Annotated in this window: 21 protein-coding genes and 2 pseudogenes; 8 read left to right on the forward strand and 15 right to left on the reverse strand. The window is 34.3% G+C overall.

Features of this window, described 5'->3' with window-relative positions; all coding sequences use genetic code 11:
* Window positions 1-101: 101 nt before the first annotated feature.
* Window positions 102-1,145: a serine hydrolase domain-containing protein gene (locus tag C8K15_RS15965; protein ID WP_108587367.1), complete on the reverse strand. Its 1,044-nt coding sequence runs from the start codon at window positions 1,143-1,145 to the stop codon at window positions 102-104.
* Between the two features lie 63 nt (window positions 1,146-1,208).
* On the reverse strand, window positions 1,209-1,568 hold the full coding sequence (locus C8K15_RS15970) for a nuclear transport factor 2 family protein (protein WP_108587368.1): 360 nt from the start codon (window positions 1,566-1,568) through the stop codon (window positions 1,209-1,211).
* 186 nt (window positions 1,569-1,754) lie between these two features.
* Between C8K15_RS15970 and C8K15_RS15975 the strand changes: the two genes are divergently transcribed.
* The 3 genes from C8K15_RS15975 to C8K15_RS15985 all read left to right on the forward strand — a co-directional run bounded on the left by C8K15_RS15975 (window position 1,755) and on the right by C8K15_RS15985 (window position 4,178).
* A complete protein-coding gene (locus tag C8K15_RS15975) occupies window positions 1,755-2,393 on the forward strand; it encodes a TraX family protein (protein ID WP_108587369.1) in 639 nt (212 codons plus the stop codon).
* A 275-nt stretch (window positions 2,394-2,668) separates the two neighbouring features.
* Window positions 2,669-3,127 carry a GNAT family N-acetyltransferase gene (locus tag C8K15_RS15980; protein ID WP_108587370.1) on the forward strand — a complete coding sequence of 153 codons (459 nt, stop codon included), beginning with the start codon at window positions 2,669-2,671 and terminating at the stop codon, window positions 3,125-3,127.
* Between the two features lie 811 nt (window positions 3,128-3,938).
* Entirely contained in the window at window positions 3,939-4,178 is a 240-nt protein-coding gene (locus C8K15_RS15985; protein ID WP_108587371.1) for a hypothetical protein, read from the forward strand.
* Here C8K15_RS15985 and C8K15_RS15990 read toward each other — a convergent pair.
* The 9 genes from C8K15_RS15990 to C8K15_RS16030 all read right to left on the reverse strand — a co-directional run bounded on the left by C8K15_RS15990 (window position 4,148) and on the right by C8K15_RS16030 (window position 9,834).
* Complete coding sequence (locus tag C8K15_RS15990; protein WP_108587372.1) at window positions 4,148-4,687, reverse strand: GNAT family N-acetyltransferase; 540 nt, start codon at window positions 4,685-4,687, stop codon at window positions 4,148-4,150. The two genes, C8K15_RS15985 and C8K15_RS15990, sit on opposite strands and share 31 nt — an antisense overlap.
* 151 nt (window positions 4,688-4,838) lie before the next feature.
* On the reverse strand, window positions 4,839-5,603 hold the full coding sequence (locus C8K15_RS15995) for an alpha/beta fold hydrolase (protein ID WP_108587373.1): 765 nt from the start codon (window positions 5,601-5,603) through the stop codon (window positions 4,839-4,841).
* 181 nt (window positions 5,604-5,784) lie between these two features.
* Window positions 5,785-6,207, reverse strand: coding sequence for a hypothetical protein (locus tag C8K15_RS16000; protein ID WP_146173667.1), 423 nt, complete (start codon window positions 6,205-6,207; stop codon window positions 5,785-5,787).
* A 415-nt stretch (window positions 6,208-6,622) separates the two neighbouring features.
* Window positions 6,623-6,994, reverse strand: a complete 372-nt coding sequence (locus C8K15_RS20925; protein WP_233260535.1) for a hypothetical protein — start codon at window positions 6,992-6,994, stop codon at window positions 6,623-6,625.
* A gap of 218 nt (window positions 6,995-7,212) precedes the next feature.
* Window positions 7,213-7,518, reverse strand: coding sequence for a hypothetical protein (locus tag C8K15_RS16010; RefSeq protein WP_108587375.1), 306 nt, complete (start codon window positions 7,516-7,518; stop codon window positions 7,213-7,215).
* A gap of 201 nt (window positions 7,519-7,719) precedes the next feature.
* The gene (locus C8K15_RS16015; protein ID WP_108587376.1) at window positions 7,720-8,424 is read right to left on the reverse strand and encodes an MraY family glycosyltransferase; all 705 of its coding nucleotides are present in this window, start codon (window positions 8,422-8,424) and stop codon (window positions 7,720-7,722) included.
* A 140-nt stretch (window positions 8,425-8,564) separates the two neighbouring features.
* On the reverse strand, window positions 8,565-8,795 hold the full coding sequence (locus C8K15_RS20930) for a hypothetical protein (RefSeq protein WP_233260536.1): 231 nt from the start codon (window positions 8,793-8,795) through the stop codon (window positions 8,565-8,567).
* Window positions 8,796-8,867: 72 nt separating this feature from the next.
* Window positions 8,868-9,332 carry a phage tail protein gene (locus C8K15_RS16025; protein WP_108587377.1) on the reverse strand — a complete coding sequence of 155 codons (465 nt, stop codon included), beginning with the start codon at window positions 9,330-9,332 and terminating at the stop codon, window positions 8,868-8,870.
* A gap of 22 nt (window positions 9,333-9,354) precedes the next feature.
* The gene (locus C8K15_RS16030) at window positions 9,355-9,834 is read right to left on the reverse strand and encodes a GyrI-like domain-containing protein (protein ID WP_108587378.1); all 480 of its coding nucleotides are present in this window, start codon (window positions 9,832-9,834) and stop codon (window positions 9,355-9,357) included.
* Window positions 9,835-9,944: 110 nt separating this feature from the next.
* On the opposite strand from C8K15_RS16030, the gene C8K15_RS16035 reads away from it, so the two are divergent.
* Window positions 9,945-10,907 carry a helix-turn-helix transcriptional regulator gene (locus C8K15_RS16035; protein ID WP_108587379.1) on the forward strand — a complete coding sequence of 321 codons (963 nt, stop codon included), beginning with the start codon at window positions 9,945-9,947 and terminating at the stop codon, window positions 10,905-10,907.
* Here C8K15_RS16035 and C8K15_RS16040 read toward each other — a convergent pair.
* Window positions 10,893-11,258, reverse strand: a complete 366-nt coding sequence (locus C8K15_RS16040) for a hypothetical protein (RefSeq protein ID WP_146173668.1) — start codon at window positions 11,256-11,258, stop codon at window positions 10,893-10,895. The two genes, C8K15_RS16035 and C8K15_RS16040, sit on opposite strands and share 15 nt — an antisense overlap.
* A 238-nt stretch (window positions 11,259-11,496) precedes the next feature.
* Window positions 11,497-15,678 carry a S8 family serine peptidase gene (locus C8K15_RS16045; protein ID WP_108587381.1) on the reverse strand — a complete coding sequence of 1,394 codons (4,182 nt, stop codon included), beginning with the start codon at window positions 15,676-15,678 and terminating at the stop codon, window positions 11,497-11,499.
* 497 nt (window positions 15,679-16,175) lie between these two features.
* On the opposite strand from C8K15_RS16045, the pseudogene C8K15_RS16050 reads away from it, so the two are divergent.
* Window positions 16,176-17,243, forward strand: a pseudogene (locus C8K15_RS16050) (IS110 family RNA-guided transposase).
* A gap of 406 nt (window positions 17,244-17,649) precedes the next feature.
* Here the strand turns inward: C8K15_RS16050 and C8K15_RS16060 are convergent.
* Window positions 17,650-17,859, reverse strand: a complete 210-nt coding sequence (locus C8K15_RS16060) for a hypothetical protein (RefSeq protein WP_108587383.1) — start codon at window positions 17,857-17,859, stop codon at window positions 17,650-17,652.
* A 315-nt stretch (window positions 17,860-18,174) separates the two neighbouring features.
* On the opposite strand from C8K15_RS16060, the gene C8K15_RS16065 reads away from it, so the two are divergent.
* Entirely contained in the window at window positions 18,175-18,996 is an 822-nt protein-coding gene (locus tag C8K15_RS16065; RefSeq protein ID WP_108587384.1) for a protein-glutamine gamma-glutamyltransferase, read from the forward strand.
* Between the two features lie 56 nt (window positions 18,997-19,052).
* On the opposite strand, the pseudogene C8K15_RS20935 reads toward C8K15_RS16065, so the two are convergent.
* Window positions 19,053-19,368 (reverse strand): annotated as a pseudogene (locus tag C8K15_RS20935) (antibiotic biosynthesis monooxygenase family protein).
* 336 nt (window positions 19,369-19,704) lie between these two features.
* On the opposite strand from C8K15_RS20935, the gene C8K15_RS16075 reads away from it, so the two are divergent.
* Together C8K15_RS16075 and C8K15_RS16080 are read left to right on the forward strand one after the other, a co-directional pair.
* A complete protein-coding gene (locus C8K15_RS16075; RefSeq protein ID WP_108587385.1) occupies window positions 19,705-19,890 on the forward strand; it encodes a hypothetical protein in 186 nt (61 codons plus the stop codon).
* A gap of 356 nt (window positions 19,891-20,246) precedes the next feature.
* On the forward strand, window positions 20,247-20,867 hold a 621-nt coding region (locus C8K15_RS16080; RefSeq protein ID WP_146173669.1), incomplete at its 3' end, for a transposase.

Below are 20,867 nucleotides of genomic sequence, written 5' to 3' on the forward strand. Positions count from 1 at the left end.
GAACAAATTTATGGTAGTCACGTTACTTTTATAACAGAACAAGAAATTAGAGAAATACTAATTGTATTCGTAAGTTTAACTTGCCCTCTTTTTCCCACCGATTAAATAGAGGTCTTGTTAAATGTTATTTTCGACAATTCTTCTTCAATTCCTTTCATTATGTCAAATGCTCCTCTCGACTTGTTTGAGCATACAACAACCTTGAATGAAGAATTAGGAAAATAAGCAGAGTGAAAACTAACTCCGGGATCATAGCCCATAACATGGTATTTGGAGATAAGATTCTCATGCTTCTCTATCCATACTCCATACCCATAAAAGCTATCTTCTTTGACTTCGGTGTGGGCAGTGAGTAACTGATTGGTAATTGATTTGTTTATCAGTTGATGATTCATAAGGGCTTCCCAAAACCTCCCCATATCTGTTGCTGTAACGAATGCTCCACCATCCGAACCACCTCTTACTGGTAAAGAATAAATATTCGTTTTCCATGTCCCATCAGAATTATCAATGTAACCTAGCGCAATCCTTTCTGGGAGAGAGTCAAAAGCAAAGTACCCTGAATCCAACATTCCTGCTTTTTTAAAAATCCGTTTCTCAACATAGTCAGTAAAGGCAAATCCACTTGCTTGTTCGACTACCAAACCGAGCAATATATAACCTGCATTATTGTAATGAAAACGCTCCCCTACTGCTGATTTCATGTTCTCATTTTGAAATAAAGGTAAGAAGTCTTTCAAACACCTAATATGATACATTGGATTTTTAATCCACAAATCTTCAAAATCATCCATCACTTCTTCATCAAAATAATCAGGTATTCCAGAAGTATGAGTTAACAACCGATGAATCGTTATCGTTTCGTCAAAATGCGGAAACTTCACATCTAGACAATCTCTTAAAGTAGAGTCAAAGGAAATTTTTCCTTCCTCTACAAGCTGACAAATTGCGATTGAAGTAAAGAGCTTACAGCCTGAAGCTATACCATATCGAGTTTCTGTTTGATTTTTAATTTGTTCAGAACGATTCGCGAATCCGTAGCTTACATCTACTAAAACCTGGTCTTCATTTTTAACAAATGCTGTCCCCGAAAACTGATTATTACTTTGCAAGTTTTCTATTCGATCAATTATGTTTAGTTTCATTTTATATTCCTCCAATTAGACTCTTCTCCAGCTATACACAGTATGTTATTGAAAAAAACTGTTTCATTGTGCTTGAGTAGGAGTCCCTTGATGGAAAAACATTTTCCATTGTCCATCACTAAGTTTCCATATAGAACTTCTCAATGAATACTGCATATTTACCTCGTTAAATATTCGATAAGTCGTTAACACTGTGTTTGTAGATAGTTGATGTATTTTAAAATCACTTAATGTCATCTTCACAACACCAATTCCATCTGCCTCAATTCCATCCTTGTACAATATGTTTCCAGAACTTCCAAATTCAAAAAAATCGCTTGCAAGTAAATTTGAGAGTTCTACAAGTGATGTCCTTATTTCAGGTTTTAACAATCTTTCTTCGAGCTGCAATAGATGCTCTCTTAAAGTTTCATGATCAGACATTATTTATCCCTCTTTTCGTTAATTCAAAGCGTTAGAATCGATTCATCTATTTAATTATTATTCTACAAGGAAACATGTTTCCCTTTTTCTTCAAAGAACAATATATAATTAAAGAAATCAATATTAATAATTAGCATGCCGTATAGATATTAAATCTAATTTATTTTTGCAAATGAGGGTTTCTGTATGTTGGAATGGATAGCGATAATAACCATGTTAATTGACCATATCGGGTATGAATTTTTTCCGACTGACCTTACTTGGAGAATGATAGGAAGGATTGCTTTTCCTATTTACACCTACCTATTAGTGAGGGGGTTAACATTAACAAGTAGTAGATCTACCTATTTTAAAAGATTATTGGTAATTGGCGTATTAGCGCAACTTCCTTTTACATTCCTTTTCGAGACCTATTCATTAAACGTACTCTTCACCCTATTATATGGAGCAATTGCAATCGTAATATATGAAAAAATCGGGATAATTCGGGGGATTTTCATCCTCGTGATTTTTGGTCTCATCATGGTGCCCATCTCAGATTTCACGGACTACGGTATATATGGATACTTATTATTTTTACTCTACTATTTTCTGAAAGAAAAACCGGTTGCACTACTAATCGGTCATGTAAGTTTAAACGTTCTATATAGCTGGAATTATTTTGATTCTTGGAATTCTATTCAATCATTCAGTATCATTGCCACATTCATAATAATTTTCAAAAATCACCTCACTGTAGTGAAAATACCAAGATTATTCTATCGAGCTTTTTACCCAACCCATTTGTTGATTTTGTATCTCCTATCCCTATTGATTTATAGATAAGAATTAATAGAGGTAGGAAACGCTACTCCTTGATACAAAGGTTCTGCTATTTTCTTGTTAGACTAATTAGAAAAGAAAAAGAAATTTATGTAAAAAAAATGTGATACAATAAAAACACCTGGAAAATTACCCATTAATTTACAGACGAAAGTTGTTAGAGGAGGCGTTCATTATGAAAAAAAACAAAAAGCTTATTATTAGTAATGATTACACGGGGATAACGCCTAATTAACAACTTGGTTTAGCGTTTCCCCGAATTTTGAAAGGGGAAAATTATGAAAATAGAAAATGTGGAAATTGTAGAGTTAAATGCAGAAAATTGGTACGATTGTTGCGAATTAGAGGTATCGGAAGAACAAAAAGAATATATTGAACCAAATGCTATATCAATATCGCAATCAAAGTTTGAAACTACATTAAAGCCCTATGCTATTTATGCTGAAGAAAAGGTAGTTGGTTTTTTGATGTATAATTCTGTTCAAGAGGAACTAGATGGTTATTGGGTATATAGAATAATGGTGGATAAGCAATTCCAAGGTAAGGGCATAGGTAAAGCAGCAACCAAACTAATGATGGCTGAGATGACTAAATCATTGAATGCTCAAAAAATCATTGTAGGTTATCATCCCAAAAACTTGGGAGCACATAACTTGTACGCAAGTTTAGGATTCATTGATAACGGTGATAGGTTCGGTAAAGAAATGGCAGTTATTAAAGAAGTAACTACTGATTAATCAGTTGATAGAATATCTTAAGCAAAAAAGGACCATTTGGGGTAACGGGTTCCGTTTTGAAGTACAAACATAAATAAGTAAACAAAAGGGTTATCAATTCGTATATGAATTGGTAGCCCTTGTTTCATTGATTTGCAACGTTTAATGTGTTAAATTCTCTTTCTTGGGTGTTTTTGATTAATAATAGTAGCGGCTTATTGAACTAAAGCACTCGTTAGTTATAGCAATCAAACAAAATTTTATCCAGAACACACAACTCCTTCTATTCCATTAACCTGTTGCGTTAGTTGAACAAGTAACTGGATGATCCGTCCGCAAAACCTCGAATCAATTACTCAGTTGGATTGTATCGAGCATACACCATAGGTTGACATAACACCCCGATTGGGAAGAATTCAACTAGGTTCATTAAAAAAAGACTGCCCTATAAAAGGCAGCCGATTTCTTCAACTTAAACACTCGTTAGTTTAATAAGAAAAGTTTGTGTTTTGCTAAAAGATTCTTACGCGAATATTGTTAAACCCCATTTAAAATGATGCTATGAATTTTCGCTTAAGAATTTGACAAACATAAAAAGAAGTCGCCCAAAACCCTACAGTTAATGAATAAGAAGCAAATGCATTTTCTCTTAAAAATCCTACAAACATAAAATACCTCCTAATTAAAAATCATGTTAGAAAACTTGAACTTGTTTCCTTGAGCAAAAAAGTTTCCTTAGCGCAACAATAATATAACATATGTATTTTCTCTTGAGAATTCTACAAAAATAACAATATTTCCTCAATTGCAGGTAGTAAACAAGTGAACTTGCTTGTATGGGGCATGCAAACCTGTTGACATAATAGATGAATTAGGAAGTATTCAACCAAGAAAAAGCCGCCTTTTAAAGGCAGCTGGTTGGTCAACTAAAGCACCTCTAGTTGAAAAAGAAATAATTATTTTTTTAGCAATTGTAATAACAAATTTCTTATTTTATTTAGCTTTGGAGTATTTAAACAAACAAATTTTCACCTATGCTTTTCAAATTTTTAATTCACCATACATTGAATAATCTGCTTCACCTGAAATGTTTTCCAGCCCGTTTTCGCATAATTCCATTACCATTAGATACTCTTCTGATGGAGGAAGATTTTTCTTGGATGCATATATACCAAATTTAGTTGAAGTTCTAAACCCAAAGCGTTGATAATAACGAAAATCTCCTTCAACAACAATCCCCTTAAATCCTAAATTAGAAGCTAATTTAATTCCTTCCCGTAACATGTATTTACCAACACCCTGACGCTGTTTATTAATTGCCACTGAAACTGGTGATAGCATTAACACTTCATTTTCGTGCTTTTTACTAATTGGAAACTTTGAGAGGACAAAATGTCCAATAATCTTTCCTTCTTCTTCAACTACTAAATCAAGCTCAGGAATATAATATTGTTTTTCTCTAATCTTTTTTAGCCAAGCCTTTTCGTATTCTCCATCTGCATGACCCGTGTTTTTGAATACTTCACAAACAAAAATTTCTGTATAATTATATTCTTCTTTTTTAACAGCTCTTATTTTCATAACTATCTCTCCAATAGATTATCTTTCTCCAAAATTTCAATGTTTTTCTTTCTTTAACTAACCTGCCCCGTTAGTGCAATAAGAAACGGCTTTATTCCTTATCGAAGTAAGGAACGCGTTAGTTAAAGTGTAATACTAAATAAATTTGCATTTATTGGTTATTCACCTTATTTATTTGTTTTGCACAATCTTTGATAGTATCAATTACGACTCTTGGCTCTGACAATTGAGGAAAATGTCCACTTTTTTCAGCTACAATGTGTTTGCTATTTTTTGACAATGAAAGTAACTCCAATTGATTCTCTAGTCGTTTTTTCCGAACTTCCTCTGGCATCATTCGGTTTTCTTTTCCACCTGTAATTACAAATACGGGTATTTTAGGAAAAAAGTCTACTTGTTGGATTTGATCAACAGTTTCTTTCACAAAATTAACTTCATTGAATTGTTTATGTGAAGACAAGGAATCAAACATTGTGAACATTTTATTTATTACTTTTACTGTCTTACCTTGATATTCATTTAGGCTTAAATCTTTCGGGTGGCTGGATTCTAAAAAGACAATTCCTGCTACCTCGTTTGGGTAAAGTCGAGCATACAAATTTGCATATAATCCACCTAACGAATGTCCAACTAATATGAGTGGAGATTCAAACCCCACTATTGTTAATGCTTCACGAAGAGTTTTAACAATCGTTTTTCCATCTTGAGATTCTATTGGTTTATCACTACCACTAATACCAAAACGATTATAAGAAAATACAGATGATGATTCTGAAATTTCTGGTAGTATTTTCATCCAAGCATCTATCGGTCCCGAACCACCGTTAATCAAAACTATATTTGGTTTTCCTTTCCCACTAATATTATATTGTAACTTCCCTTTTGATGTTTCAATGTTATATTTCTCAATTTTCAATTGTTATACCTCACTTGGTTTATTTGTCTCTAACGATGTTGGTTACGTTTGTCATAAGCATTGGTTTAATCTAATATTCTCGGTGGATTTTTGTGATTCCTTATTGAACTAACCCCGTTAGTACAATAAGTTCAAAGAGCTTTAATCCCGCTTGGATAATCGCTCTGATAAACGCACCTAGTTAGTTTAATAAGAATCCTGTAATTCCACCAAGCATACCATCGATAGCTGAAGCACCGCCCCAAATTGCATATACAAGTGCCTGTTCTTTAAAATATGATGATACTGTTGCTTCTATATAAAAGTGTCCAATCGCGAAGTAAAAAGTAATTGCACAAATTGTATAAATGGATCCAAGTAATGCAGCTTTACTAATGTTATTCGCAAATAGATAGCCAACAAGCAGTGTAAGAATAAACCACATTGGTAAAGAATTAATCGTTATCGCTAAATACGAAATGATAAATTCGAGGACTGTTACATCATCAGCTAAATTGGGTAGATTATCAGAAATTACTGAAATAACTCCAACAACTAAACCAACAATAAGTGTAAAAATAATAAACTTTCTCCAATGCCTTTTATATTCTTGATTCTCTTTCAACAAAAAACAACTCCCCTAATTATTAATTTTGGCTTTCATAGGAATAAAATGTCTAAATATATATTACCATATTATTACATAAATATTCATTACTTCTTCAACTAAACTGCCTCGTTAGTTCAATAAGAAAAAAACTAACGGATGCTTTACTCCTTCTTGAAGTAAAGCATCCGTTAGTTTAAGTGTAACTCTTCACAATCAAATTAATATTAAGTAAAACAATTTTAATTGCAGTGATATAAAGATTGTTAAAATTAGGAAGAAACATAAAGTCTCTAAATTAAATAAATATGGATTGGGCTTAAATTTTCCAAAGAATTTAATTCTTTTTACAAGACTACTATCAATTAAGAGCAATAGAAAATAAACAATTAGCAAGCTAAATAAGGACATTATACTCGCCATTATGAAGTTGTTATTCTCCCAAAAACACAATAGATAAAAATACTGCCCATATACATTTTAAGATATTTGCTAACAGTTCAAATGGACCAGATAATGTTGCCATCATATGGTTACTTTTGTCTTCCCGATTTGGACTCTTATTTTCTTCCCTTGCTATGTGTACAATATGACCTGTTTGAAAAGTCATTGTAATTACCATCATACTTAGATAAATTATCCCAAAAATCATTCCAACCTTTAACACTTCATTATTTAACAATCGATTCATTACTATGAGAAGAGGCAACCACATCGCATACATTACTGCCATTAATATATGTAAAAATCCGTACTCATTATGATGTGCTAACTTGTTGAATGTTAAAGCAATCAAAAAAATCAAAATACCTATCCAGCCAATATTACAGTAGAGAATAACAAAGAATTAAACTCCTCTTCTATAATATGATTTCTAAAGAGTAATTCCTTATTTCGCCCGTTAGTTCAATAAGAAAAAAGCGGCCTAAGCAGCACAATGATCTTCAACTAAAGCACCCGTTAGTTGAATAAGGATTTCTTTCGTTACCCAGTCCTGATAGTTCAACAAGGATGAGCTATTTTTTAATCTCCAGCAATATGTACCTTGGCTATTTCCGCACTGGACAATTGTTTAATAAATTCTTCATATTCGTTAAGTTCATTTACCGAAATAAATAATTTGTAATTATTGAGGTCATTTATTAGGTTGGACAGTCTCTCTCCTGAAAAAGTTTCATCAGTAAGATAAAAATCGCTTAATCTTCTAAGTTCCAAATAACTACGCCACAGTTTCTTCGAATTAAATATTTCATTATGTAGACTTTCTGGCAGCTCGTACAGTCTAATTTTACTACCTTTATGATTATATAAGACCACATCAAATCCCAAATGCATTATCCTCCTTAAAAGAGACTATTACTTAACTTTATTTTCTATTGACATTATTGAACTAAACTGCCCCGTTAGTGCAATAAGAAAAAATGCAAAAAATGCTTTACTCCTTCTTGAAGTAAAGCACCAGTTTGTTGAAGATGGGCTTTAGTTTTTTGTTGATAAAGCCCCCTAAGATTCGGTAATCGAAATTTTTTTCTAAATAAAGCGATATCTACGAGACAATTGCGTGATAACCAAAATGACCGTTAACCCAACAACAAGATACCATAATATATTTAAAGGGACTATAAACATTAATACACTAAATAGAATACCCATCAAAGAGCTAATTGTAATTGATTGTACAGACGTAAATTTATTTTGAATTAAATAATATAGAGCGAAAGGTAGTGCTAACGTAAATAAAGGAATATAAACTGTTTTAAGAGCTAGTGAAAGTACTGCAATTATAAAACCTATTGATGTAGTAAGTGTCCTACCTACAAATACTTTACCCGAATAATAGCCGTATAGCAGAATCAACATAATCGTTAAACTAGCACAAATCCCCGTTATTGAAACAAATGAATATCCCATGATGAAAGCCAATATAGAAAGACAAACTAAAGAAACACATGGTAACAGTAATATTAAATGATTTTGCACTTTTTCCATATTCATTACATTTGTAAAACCTACAATAAATAATAAAGAAAATGGAATCGTTAAATATCCTAATTCGATTTGATTACCATAAATTAGATTAAAATAACTAACATCAAGTTTGCCGAGCATTATTATTACAAGTGAAGCACTAATCTGACCAATCAACTCCCAGATGCTTGATAATTTAAAAATTTGCGTAAGTTTAGTTATAATGACAATTAAAACGATACCAATAAATAAAGATAAATATAACAAAACTTTCCCCCCAAAATAATTCTTTAAAACTGCCCCAGAGTTGAATATTCGGATACCGATATTATCTTAATTCAATTATACAGTATATGGGAAAAATAACCCAAATCCTTTGATTATGCTTCTTTAACTAACCTGCCCCGTTAGTTGAATAAAGAAGTCATCATCCAAGAGTCCAACTGATTAATCAAACGATACGGCAATATCGGTTCAGGTAAATGGTCAGCTGTTGCTTTGGAATAAAGTTTGAATAAAAATACCGCGAAACCCCATATTTTACGATAAATTAAAAGAATCCATTTTGAAGAAAGATTGATCAAAATGGATTCTTTTTCAGCAGATTTAAGTTTGGTTTTATAAAAAAGTTTGATCATTTTCTGTCTGTGTTGTTCCACAATCGCGCCCTTTAATGGAATAACAAGGACTTGCGCTTGCTTTTGCTTACTTTAATATTCTCCTTTAATTACAAAATACGAGCCCCGAATTGTTCCAGCTAGTTTAGACTTCTGCCTAGCAAACTTAAACTTCCCTTCTAATTCCTTTGGTACCTCCATCCCCTCAGAAAGCTTAAAACCAACGGCCCGTTTCTTAGGGCCATCAACCGTATACATGACGTTGACCTCAAGACCATCCTCATAAAAGACGTAGGCAAATTCGATATTTTCCAGTTGAAAACGCGACGTTTCTAAAGGTTTGGCCGCAAACTCAATATCACGTTCTTCTTTCAAAATTCGGTTCACATAATCAAGGGTCTCCTGGCTTTCGCTAACTGGTACAACCGTAAATTCATGCTTGTATTTGTTCATAAAGTAACGGGCTTCATTAGCACGTAACCCAGCAAGTGCTTCTACTACAGGTGAAGATTCTAAACCAACCGTAGACACATTTTTAAAATCAACGATATAGGACATTTCCATCCCTCCTTTTATCTCTTTATTTCCTAACAACAGGAATCCACATTTCACCAAAAACTAAGCCGTTTCGCTGCCCCATCTCAACCGTTGCATTTGGCCCACCAACATAGGCAAAATTCTTTGCTTCTGGCAAAACTTGACCAAAGGCAAGGCCAGCAAGCTTATTATTCAATTCATCAGCCGTCTTCCCTTCCCCATTAACAACTAGGTATTCCCCCTTAGGAAATTGGATTACTCTGGCTTCTTCTGGTGCCGATGCCTCTGTCATGACGCCAGCATAATGCATCATCTTGTTATTCACCGCTTCGTTCACGGCAAAAACGTAGTCATTTGTGGCTATGGCTTTTAAAGTGTCAAGCCTTCCATCTTGGCTGAAGGCCTGCCAAAAGTCTGACTTTTCCTTGTTTATGCCAGCAAAGTCTGTGTAATCGCTCTTAAGCTCAGTTCCAACACCTAAAACGGTAAAGCTGTCTTTTTCTTCTAGGGTATAATCTGCCATATTCAAAACCTTCCTCTTTTTTAAATTAATCAAATGAATTGTCTTCTTCACTTGATAAGTTTATGATAGCCTTAAATCATGTCAAAAAATGATACTGTTTAGGAGTCCCGATGAAAAAAGTTGAACGGATTAATATCATCATGCGGTATATCAACAACCGTGCTCACTTTACAATTTCTGAAATCATGCGAGAATTTAACATCTCTCGTTCGACAGCTATTAGAGATATCAGAGAAATTGAGGCTATGGGGATGCCACTTGTCGCTGAAGTTGGAAGGGATGGGGGTTATTTTGTCATGCACAACTCTGTCCTGCCCGTTGTTCGTTTTACCGATAATGAGGTCAAAGCTCTTTTTATTGCCTTTATGGCCACAAGAAATCAACAGCTCCCCTATCTAAAGAGTCGTCAGTCTTTAGCTGAAAAATTACTAGGCCTCATCTCAGAAAACCAGCAAAATGACCTTGTTCTTTTAAATCAAATCTTGCTTTTTGAAGGGACCAACCCCAATAATCCCGACCTACTTGATCTTTCAGACCTCCCCCATCCCATGTTAGAAAAACTCATCCAAACCCTTCTTTTGGATAGCTATTTATTGATTACCATCAAAGAAGAGAAGGTAATAAAGTCTTATCCAATTTATCTCTTGCACCTTTATAATGAAAAAAGCCTTTGGCTGATTGAAGGCTTTGACTTAAAGGAAGAAAAGAAGCAGATTTTTCCTGTCGAGCATCTCACCAGTGTCAAACCCTACCCGACGAAAAAAAGATTAAGTAAGAAAAAGATTTTAGAAAAACTAAGTAAGCAGGAAGAAGTAATCAACCTTGTCCTTGAACTTGGTCCAAAAGCGATTGCCCAGTTCAAAAAATACCATCCTTTAAAAGTTTCAATTTCCTATACGAATCCTTACCAAACCACAGCCATTCTAAAGACTTTTATCAATGTTAATAAGCCCGAAGAATTGACCGAAATAACAAATTGGCTACTTTTCCTGGGTGGGGATATCAAGGTCAGGGAAGTACCAGAAGAAGTCTTAGAAGGTTTACAAGAGAGATTATGCTTATACTGCCCATAAGCAGTGGCCAGTTAAAACCCAAATAATTTTGAGCTTGGCCAGTTGCCAGTTACCCCCTATTTCCGCACACCCAAAGAAAACTTTTTTTACTTGCTCACGCTGCTTTAAATGCTCTTCTATACGATCAAACCTTTCCCGATCTGCTTTTGCCCGCTCTTGATCGGCTTCCTCTATTCGCTTCAATCGCTCCTGTATTTCTTTCATCCGTTCCCGATCTGCCTGCAATTCTTCTATTAACTGCATATTTGGGGTAGTACCAGCGAAGCTTACATCCAATCCTAGTAAAAAAGCTACTGCTCCTTGTGCTGCAATCGCGCCCGATTGTTGAAGATCGTCCTGGAACATCTGCACTGCATGGATATTTCAGAAAAGCCCCGATCGTATTATAAGGTCAGCCAGATATTTAAAATGTACACTTATGGAACTGATGCTTTTTGAACGCAGAGTGATTGATTTCAAAAGTAATTAAAAAACCTTAACCCAATAAAATAAAGGGCTAAGGTTTCTTAAAATCCTATTTAATTACTGTCTATTTATTGTAGTAAGCCATCAAATGGTTCTTCGTGTGATTATAGAAACCAGCTTAGGATTATTTTAATCCTAACTGAATTAACACAGTATCTAATGTAGAACCTTTATACGAAGTTTTCGCTTTAGGTGCATTCGGAACTGTACTATTTTGTAATCCATAGTTTTTAATAAGAAGATCCATATCCTTTTTATCAACAACTCCATCGAAGTTCAAATCTGCACCTGATTTATTTGTTCCCCAATTTATTTGTAGATATAATGCATCCATTATATCAATTACATTATCTTTATTTGCATCCCCAGCTTTAGCTCGAGTGGAAAAAACTCTTCTGTTTCCGATTAATTCTCCACGAACGTCATCTGATAGCTCAAACGACTTATACATCGTAAAATGACCTGGTACATCTACTTTTAGTGTATAAGCATTTTTATCAGCATTCATTCCATCTGCAGTGTAGTTTCCATTTTTGTTTTGTATTGGAGCCTCAAAAACAGTTTTACCATCATATGACGTTACAGTTACTTTTGCACCAAGTTTGGTTTGATCTAACGCGTAATTCTGTTGGCCTGTTAAAGGATCAGTCGTTCCTTCTAAATTCAAGTTACCCTGTATCCTTGAATATTTTTCTTTCATATTAACACTATCCATATAAGTATATACATTATTTGTTACTGCATTTGATTGATCAATTGTAGTACTAGTCATTTCCATGTTAAACCAGTTGACAGAGAAAGATGACTTTGGCGAATGATGTTTAACTGTATTTAAATCGAAATTAACTAATTGCATATCTTCTGGTAATGCTTTATTTCCGAAATAGTTAAAAGTAATTGTATAAGTCGTAAAAACATCATCTGATATTGATGTTACAGATACTTTTGCATCGCCATATTGCTTAACTGCATCACTTACAACAACATTATTAATTGTAGCTAAGTCACCATTGTCTTTTAATACTGGAATTGTAATCTTTGATGTTTTTAGGTTTTTAATATTATTCGAACGAATTGAATAATTTATAGTATCTCCGGTTGAAGCGACTTGTTTATTTGCTTTTAAGTAATAGTAAGGGTAAGTATTAGAAACATAAGCTACCCTTAGCATTGACATAGCATCTGAAGTAAAGTTTCTTGCAGCATCATAAGCATAAAACTGAACTTTTAAAGGTGTAGACCTTTTTTTCACTAGTATTTGATCGTTGTAATTTCCATTTTTATCAGTGTTAATTGGTTCTGCTGAATATGGACTATCGTAGAATGAAACCACTGCATTGCTTGATTGATCAATTGGAATTCCAACACGATTAGCATCAGCCACTTCAGGATCATTTACATTAATATTGAAATCATATAAATATTCTCCATTTGAATCGAATTGACTGTCTTTATATTCAATAACCTTTTGATCTAACGAATCAAAACTTGAAGTCATTGTTGGCTTGCCTTTTTCGAAGATAAAATCCGCGACTTTCGTAAATACTTTCCCCTGACCATTTGTTCCAATCATTTTTAATTTATAGTTACCTGTTTTTGCATAAACATAATCACTGTTAATCGGATTTTTCGAATCACCTGTAAACGGATAGTAAATCCCAGTGAATCCAAAAGTAATAAAATTATCTTGGTTTTCATTCAATAATCGAGGATCAAAAGACCCTAGGAAACCAATATCTTGACCCGTTGAATCTTGTAATACTACATCTAAAGTCTTCATAAAGGACTTTAATGAGAATTGAAAACCAAGGGCTGGCATGGCTTTTTCTGGCCAAAGTGTATCACCAGAATACATTGGATTTCGTACTGTAAAGGTATCAATCCCTTCATTAATAACACGTCCGCCAAATGGAATTTGATACGTTTCTGTTGGATCTTCTTTATTTGTAAATACTATATATCCCTCATATGTTCCTTTTTCGGCTGTTTTCGGAATGTTTAAGTCAAATTTAATTGATTTTTGACTAATTCCATTTAATTTAACTGAAGTTGGACCTGTTAAGGTCACTCCATTTTGAGCTGCATCTTTGGAACCTCTTAATCCTGTTTGGAATTTAACATTTACACTAAATGTTTTTGCTTGTTCACTTCTATTTTTCACTGTAATCTTACGTGAATCATAAATATCTTGGTCGTCAAATCCATATGAACCAAAACTGATTCCGCCCGTTAATTCTTTGATTAACTTTTGTTTTCCATTGATACTTGTAGGTGTTTCATCTACTACTTCCAATTCAACATTCGAATGAATTGCTTCATATGCATCAACACGACCACTTCCTACTTCAAACACACTATAATCTTTTGCTAATGGATCAGCTGTATTCATTAAAATCGCTTTTACATCAGCTGGCTCAAGATCTTTACTCGATTGAAGTAATAATGCTGAAACACCTGCCACATAAGGTGTTGCCATCGATGTACCTGATAATCGTTGATAAGCATACTTGTAGTCTTCAGCTTTTGATCCATCAACAGTTTTATCATTTACATAAAATGGAACGGTTGAAAGGATTGATACTCCAGGTGCGACAACCTCTGGTTTAATATCATAATTTACACGAGAAGGACCTCTTGAACTAAATGCTGCTAACTCATCGGATGCTGTTTGTATCTTAGTAAAATCGCCAAATGTGAAATCAGTTTTACCAGTTTTTAATGCTTCCAAGATCGTTAATCCTTCTTCATTTGAAACAGAGAATGAAGGAATCGAATTAACTGATTCACCTAAAAAGGACTGAATTGCACCCTCGCCCTTGTTTGCTTCATCATTATACATGATAACGCCAGCAGCACCTTGTTCCTTGGCATACGCAATTTTAGAGGCCAATGTATAAACTCCTCGGCTCATGAGTACAAATTTCCCTTTTACGTCTTTGCCTGTATAGTCATCTCCGAGCCCCACATCAACAAGTTGGATAGTTTTTCCTTTTAATGCAGATAAATCATCTGTATAGTTTTTTGCTAATTGTCTTAAATTGTAATTCTTCCCATTATGTGCACCTGCATATTGATAAATATCAATTGCAACAGATGATGCACCGACAGTTAACGCTAAGGCTGCAGCACCTGGTGAACCTAGCGTATAATTTTTATCGCCACTATTCCCCGCTGCAACAACGGTTGTTACTCCACTTAATACTGCATTGTTTACAGCAATTGAAGTTGCATATAATGGATCATTAAGGGAATTACCTAATGACATATTAATAACATCCATATCATCCTTCACAGCTCGATCGACAGCTGCAATTATGTCGTCACCTTGTCCGCTGCCATATGGTCCAAGCACTCGGTACGCATAAATATCTGCTTCTGGTGCTGCTCCAATTGTTGTATACTCACTATCCGTTACTCCACGGCTTCCAATAATCCCAGCAACATGTGTACCATGTTCTGTGTAATAAACCGATGATCCATTAGATTCAGGTTTTCCTGATTTCTTCCAATCCGCATAAGTTGTTTCCATTGGATCATTATCATCATCTACAAAATCATATCCACCTTTATAAGCATCCTTTAAATCTGGATGGTTATAATCAATTCCAGTATCTAGAATACCGATTTTAATCCCTTTACCGGTATAGCCTTCTGCATGTAAACGGTTTAATCCATCATAAGGTGTATAAGTTGCAATATTGAATTCATCTGCTTTTAATTGATCATTATCTTTTCCTTGAACAGGCGGATCAATCGTAAACGTTTCGTTACTCCAAACTGATTTGACAACTTTTGATTTTAATAGATTCTGAATTTGATTTGCAGGTAAACTCATTGAAACACCATTTAATGCATTTTTATATGAGCGATTAACCTTATAATTTACTTTTTTACTTTTTTCATCAACTAATACTTGTCCTAAATCTTTTTGAAATGTTTCATGATCTTGATCAACTAAATTTGATGCTTCAGAATATGATAGTTGTTGACCTTCTGATGCCGCTTCAATCTTAGCAACTTTTGCTGGTTTATTTGCAAACTCGACAATTACATGGGTTTGTTCTGTTGTCGTTAAATCAATATCAGAAGAAATTTGAAGACCTGTTGATTCATTTGTAGTCATCTGGTTAAGTGCTGCTCTTTGTTCTGGTGTTAAATTAGCAAGTAAATTTTCAGTATTCGAATAACTAACCGCTTTCGCAGTAGTTGGTACTTGTACAATAGAACCTAAAATAAAACTAGATGATAGAGCAAATACAGCTAAGCTTTTTAAGAACTTACTTTTATTGTTTGCTTTTTTTCCCATTTTCTTTCCTCCCAGTCTCTGTCTCTTTATTACATATGTAGTGCAATGAATTACGAAACAATGATTCTAATAATAATTTTTTTGTTTCTCCTTTTCCTCATTAATCCTCTCCCCTGCCTAACTAAATAGTAGATTAATATATTTGTAAAAATGTAAAGGTTTCGTGCTGATGACTTAACTTCACATTTAATACACTGATCTGTCTTTCAACATCAAGTTATTAAAATTTTTCAACTAATCTAGTATCAACTGGGCGTTTATTCAGCATTTATTCATTCAATATTCAGAAACATTGCCCAATTAACCCTTATCATCCCACATTTCTACTTTTCTGAAAATTAAACCTAGGATGTATCTTTTGCTGTTCTTGGTTCTATACCTGCTTAAAACAAAAGTACTATACCAAGAGTGACATAAAACGGAACAAGTTGATTTCGAACAGCATAAATGACTGTCTGTGTTACTGGCAAATTACTAGTTTATGAGAAGGATTTAGAATGAATCCAGTCGTTGGTCTGGATATTTCAAAAGGGGAAAGTCAAGTTCAAGCATTTTTAGATAAAGGCAAACCATATCGTAAGAGTTTTAAAGTGTCTCATACTGTTGAGGGGCTTAGTTATCTTGTAGCGTTTCTTGAGGATGTGAAAAGAGTGACTGGTAAGAAGCCTTCAATAGTTTTAGAAGCTACAGGGCATTATCAAACTCCTGTCGTCATTACTTGGAAGAACGAGGATATTTATTGATTATTTTCAATCCGTTTCATACAAAGCAAGAGAATCAAGTTTAAGAAAAGTGAAGACAGATGCCGATGATGCCTATCTTCTCTGTGAGTTGTTCTATAAAGAGGAGTTAGAGCCATATAAAAAGCGTGGAGTTCAGTTATTAAATCAATCTTACAAGACACCATGAAAATATAACTGGAGTCATGATTCAAACAAAACTTCAATTCCAAGCAGTGCTTGAAAAGTGTTTCCTGAATATAAAGTGGTTTTTGGAGATTTATATTCGGCGGTGCCACTCTTAACTCTTTCAGAGTTTCCCTCTACCGAGGATATTTTGAGAGCAAGTGAAGAAATAATTACAGACAAGATATTTTGATTATGTAAAAGTCGATCAATCAGGTGGGCAAAAGAAAAAGCTATTCAGCTTAAAGCTGCGGCAGCCAAATCTATCCCAGGAATTGGAGAAAAGATCGCGGCAACGATTATTTCTGAAATTGGTGAGATAGATCGATTTTATGATCCTAAAAGCTTGTAGCTTTCGCTGAGCTGATCCTAGAGTATTTGAATCTGCTAAATTCTCTGCCACTAAAAATCGAATCACTAAAAGAGGATCAAATAGACTTATATGCCTTGTATATGGCTGTTCGTTGTGCCATTCGTGATTGTCGTAAAAAAACAACTGATGAAATCATGCCTCGTAACAAAAGAATACGAGAGTTTTTCGACAAGAAACGCAAAGAAGGAAAGCCATTTAAAGTAGCTGTAATAGCTTGTGTAAATAAGTTCTTACATTGGATATTTGCCCTTTTAAAGAATAGAACCACTTTCCAAGATATAGCTTAGAACCTAAATATAACTAAATAACATAAAACCTTTCAAAATCAGACTAATGGAAGGCTATTTGGCATGAACACCTGCCCCGTTATTTGAACAAAGTTCATACTTTTACCCATTCTTTTTTCGCTTTTCTATATTCACTCCTTGATGTAAAGAAAAGGAGTGACATACTTATCATTAAATATAATGGTTCCATATCGAGAACATCTTTTATTAAGAAATTCCCCACAAAATAAGAGCATCCAAATAATACCCAGAAAGCTGAAAACCATATTGCAAGTAACCAAAATAGCTGATAAAAGTGGTTTTTATTCATTTGTGCTACACTGCCCCTTTAGTACAATAAGAAAGTGCTAACCCCTTATTGAAGTAAAGCACCCGTTAGTTATAGCAGTTGAGATAAAATAGCAGGTTAATTTGTCGACTTATTATGTACCCCTTTATTTCCAAACTTCCTAATATAGAAAAAAGTACAAGTAAGAATTGCACCCATAATCATCCCGATTACTGTTAAGTTTATTCCTGTCCCCGTGTTAGTACCATCTGCACGAAATGATGCATTAGCATATATCGAGACGCAAACGATAATGAAACCAATCCATTCAAAAATCTTAGTTCTCATCACTCAAACCCCCCCTTATAAATAAATTATAACATAATTTACCAATTCTAAACCAACCCCGTTATTGAACTAACCTGCCCCGTTAGTTGAACAAGAAAAAAAGAGATGCCAAAGCAACTCGATGATCTTTAACTAAAGCACCCGTTAGTTGAATAAGCAGTAAATCAATTTAGTTGTTCCACCAGTTCGGATATGAACTCCACCATTCTTATAATGAATTATAAATACGAGTTGTTATTGCTACACATTAAAACGATTCTTGAATATGCTAGGTAAGAATGTAAATTTATTCTCGAACTTGGAAAGAGGTATATTATGATTCAACTATCGGGGATGCCTTTTCAACAAAGCGACATGTGGTCGTCTGGTAGTATTGAAAGTATGATCATTCAACGGATGATTGAAGATACAGTCGTTTACTCGTATCAATCCATAGGTGAATTATCGTTTGAGCTTAAGTTACGAAAAAATATCATATTAAGTGCAAGAGCCATGAATCAAAGCAATGTGCCGTTTGAAATATTTGCAAATTCCCGTTGTAATCCTCAATACTGGCATTTGACGAGTACCGGCGGCTTCCTGCTGCGGCATGGAGTAAAACCATCAGACGCGATTCAAGATATTTACATGAACAGTTCACAATATGCTTTTGAATGTGCTACGGCAAAGGTCATTATCTATTACCATGCTGTCCTAAACTCGATGGGAGAATCCTTATTTAATCAATTATTTCAAAACAACATCTATTTATACGGCTGGCAATATGATTCTGAACTCCAAATAAAACCATATTATACTGGCCATTCTTTGCCTGGAGATGTCGTATATTTTGAAAATCCGGACTTCAACCCGAAAACCCCTCACTGGAGAGGGGAGAATGCCGTTGTTTTAGGAGATGGTACGTATTTTGGTCACGGGTTAGGAATAATGACAGCTGAACAAATGATTCATGCTCTGAATCAAAGCAGAATGCCAGGGGCAAATCAATCATCCTATCTGACAAATGTAATTGCAAGACCATCTTTTAACCATTTGGCGAAACTTTCGATGTCGCAACCAGGTTATTTGATTCATAAATACAAACATATCGTCCATCATAACGAAAGTTCGGTTCCCATTGATCGATATGTGTTCTAATCGTAATCGCATCGTTCCCTGAGCCATACCGTGAATAAAAAACACAATAACAATTGTCACATTTCAAAAAAGTTATGTCTCTCTACTTTACAAACTTTGAGAAAAAATTTTTTATACCACTCTGTTTCCCCTTTATTTTGTGTTATTCAATGGGCTGAATTTCCCTTCCAATCTTTTATGGATTGTAAAGAAACCCAATACGAAACTGTAATTCCTAATCCTTCGTCCCGTGCACTTTAGAGACCTAAGAATCCCTTCTACCGAGACCATTTTATCCGCCATTATCCCGTAACCCCTGTCTACTTCAGTTCTTTGTGAAGAAAAAATCACTGCGTAATAAGGTGGTTCAGGAGTTTTTGCATTTCCACTCATATGTAAGCCCCCCTAAAAAATCACTTTTGAGACAATATTAGAAATTTAAACCTAATTTCAGCTCTCCTTGTTCAACTAACCTGCCTCGTTGAATAAAATAATCAATATTAGGCATTAACTTGTAATTAGGATTTGATTGGTAATATGATGGTCCATATGTTCAAGATAATCCTTTATATTGGTCTCTTCAAGGTAAAATGGAATAACCAAACGTGAGAGAACTCTATCCAGTCTTTAAGTTATTATGATATGTACACATTTTTTCATAAAAGTTTATCTTTGATTCAACTTACCTTTCACTTGTTCATATAATGTACTGAGAGGAGGCGTAACAGAATGGATCGATTTATTCTTTTAATGTTAGCTAGTATTTTAGCTGGTTTTGCATTATTAAAGGTTCCCTTAACAGGTACTTTCATATCAGGTTTAGAGCCAATAACTACCTTAATCGGTATTTTAGCTATTGTGATTTTCTCTCTTTTCCTAATATTTAAAGGCTTAATGGGACTACTGGGGAAGTAAACAGAAGTTAAGACTCAGATTTATTCTGAGTCTTTTTGATTTTCTTCCTACAAATAAATTATTATCTACTAAGCGCTATCTACTGCTCTAACTGATTAAAAGGAAGAGGTTTACTAATTAATACCCTTGCCTATTATAGTAACGATATTTTTGTATTAGGTCTGCTTGGTTTTACGCTTCAGCAGCGACTTTCAAATTACAAAAATGTTTTACACCTAATTTTCAAAAATAAGAAAAATCGCAATCACACTACCTGGTGATTGCGATTTCAGACTGTAGACAAACTCGAAAAATCGAGTTTGTCTACAGTCTTTTTTGTTTTTATAATAGAAGTATAAAATCTTGAGGTGATTACAATGCTTACAAAACATAATTCAATTCAACGAGATCAAATTGAAATGATTGCTTTAGAACAACTTGTTCCAACGAACCATCTGGTTCGTAAAATTGAGTCGGCAATTGATTTCTCTTTTATTTATGATTTGGTGAAAGATATGTATTCAGAATTAGGTCGCCCAAGTATTGACCCGGTTATCTTAATTAAACTCACATTCATTCAATATACCTTCGGTATTCGCTCGATGCGTAAGACTATCGAGGAAATCGAGACGAACATGGCCTATCGTTGGTTCCTAGGTTACGGTTTCCACGATAAAGTGCCACACTTCTCAACGTTTGGAAAAAACTACGAGCGTCGCTTTAAAGACACAGATCTTTTTGAACAAATCTTCTATCGTATCTTAAAGCAAGCTATGGAGAAGAAATTAATTAGTACTGAACATGTATTCATTGATTCTACACATGTAAAAGCAAGTGCAAATAAGCGCAAATTTGAAAAGAAAGTCGTTCGCAAGGAAACACGTTCTTATCAAGAACGCCTTCAAGAAGAGATTAATCAAGACCGTGAAGACCACGGTAAAAAGCCAATCCCACAAGAGAAGTTCGATAAGGAAGAATCGAAAGAAATCAAAGTAAGC

This window comes from Paenisporosarcina sp. OV554 (assembly GCF_003058165.1).
Taxonomy (GTDB): domain Bacteria; phylum Bacillota; class Bacilli; order Bacillales_A; family Planococcaceae; genus Paenisporosarcina.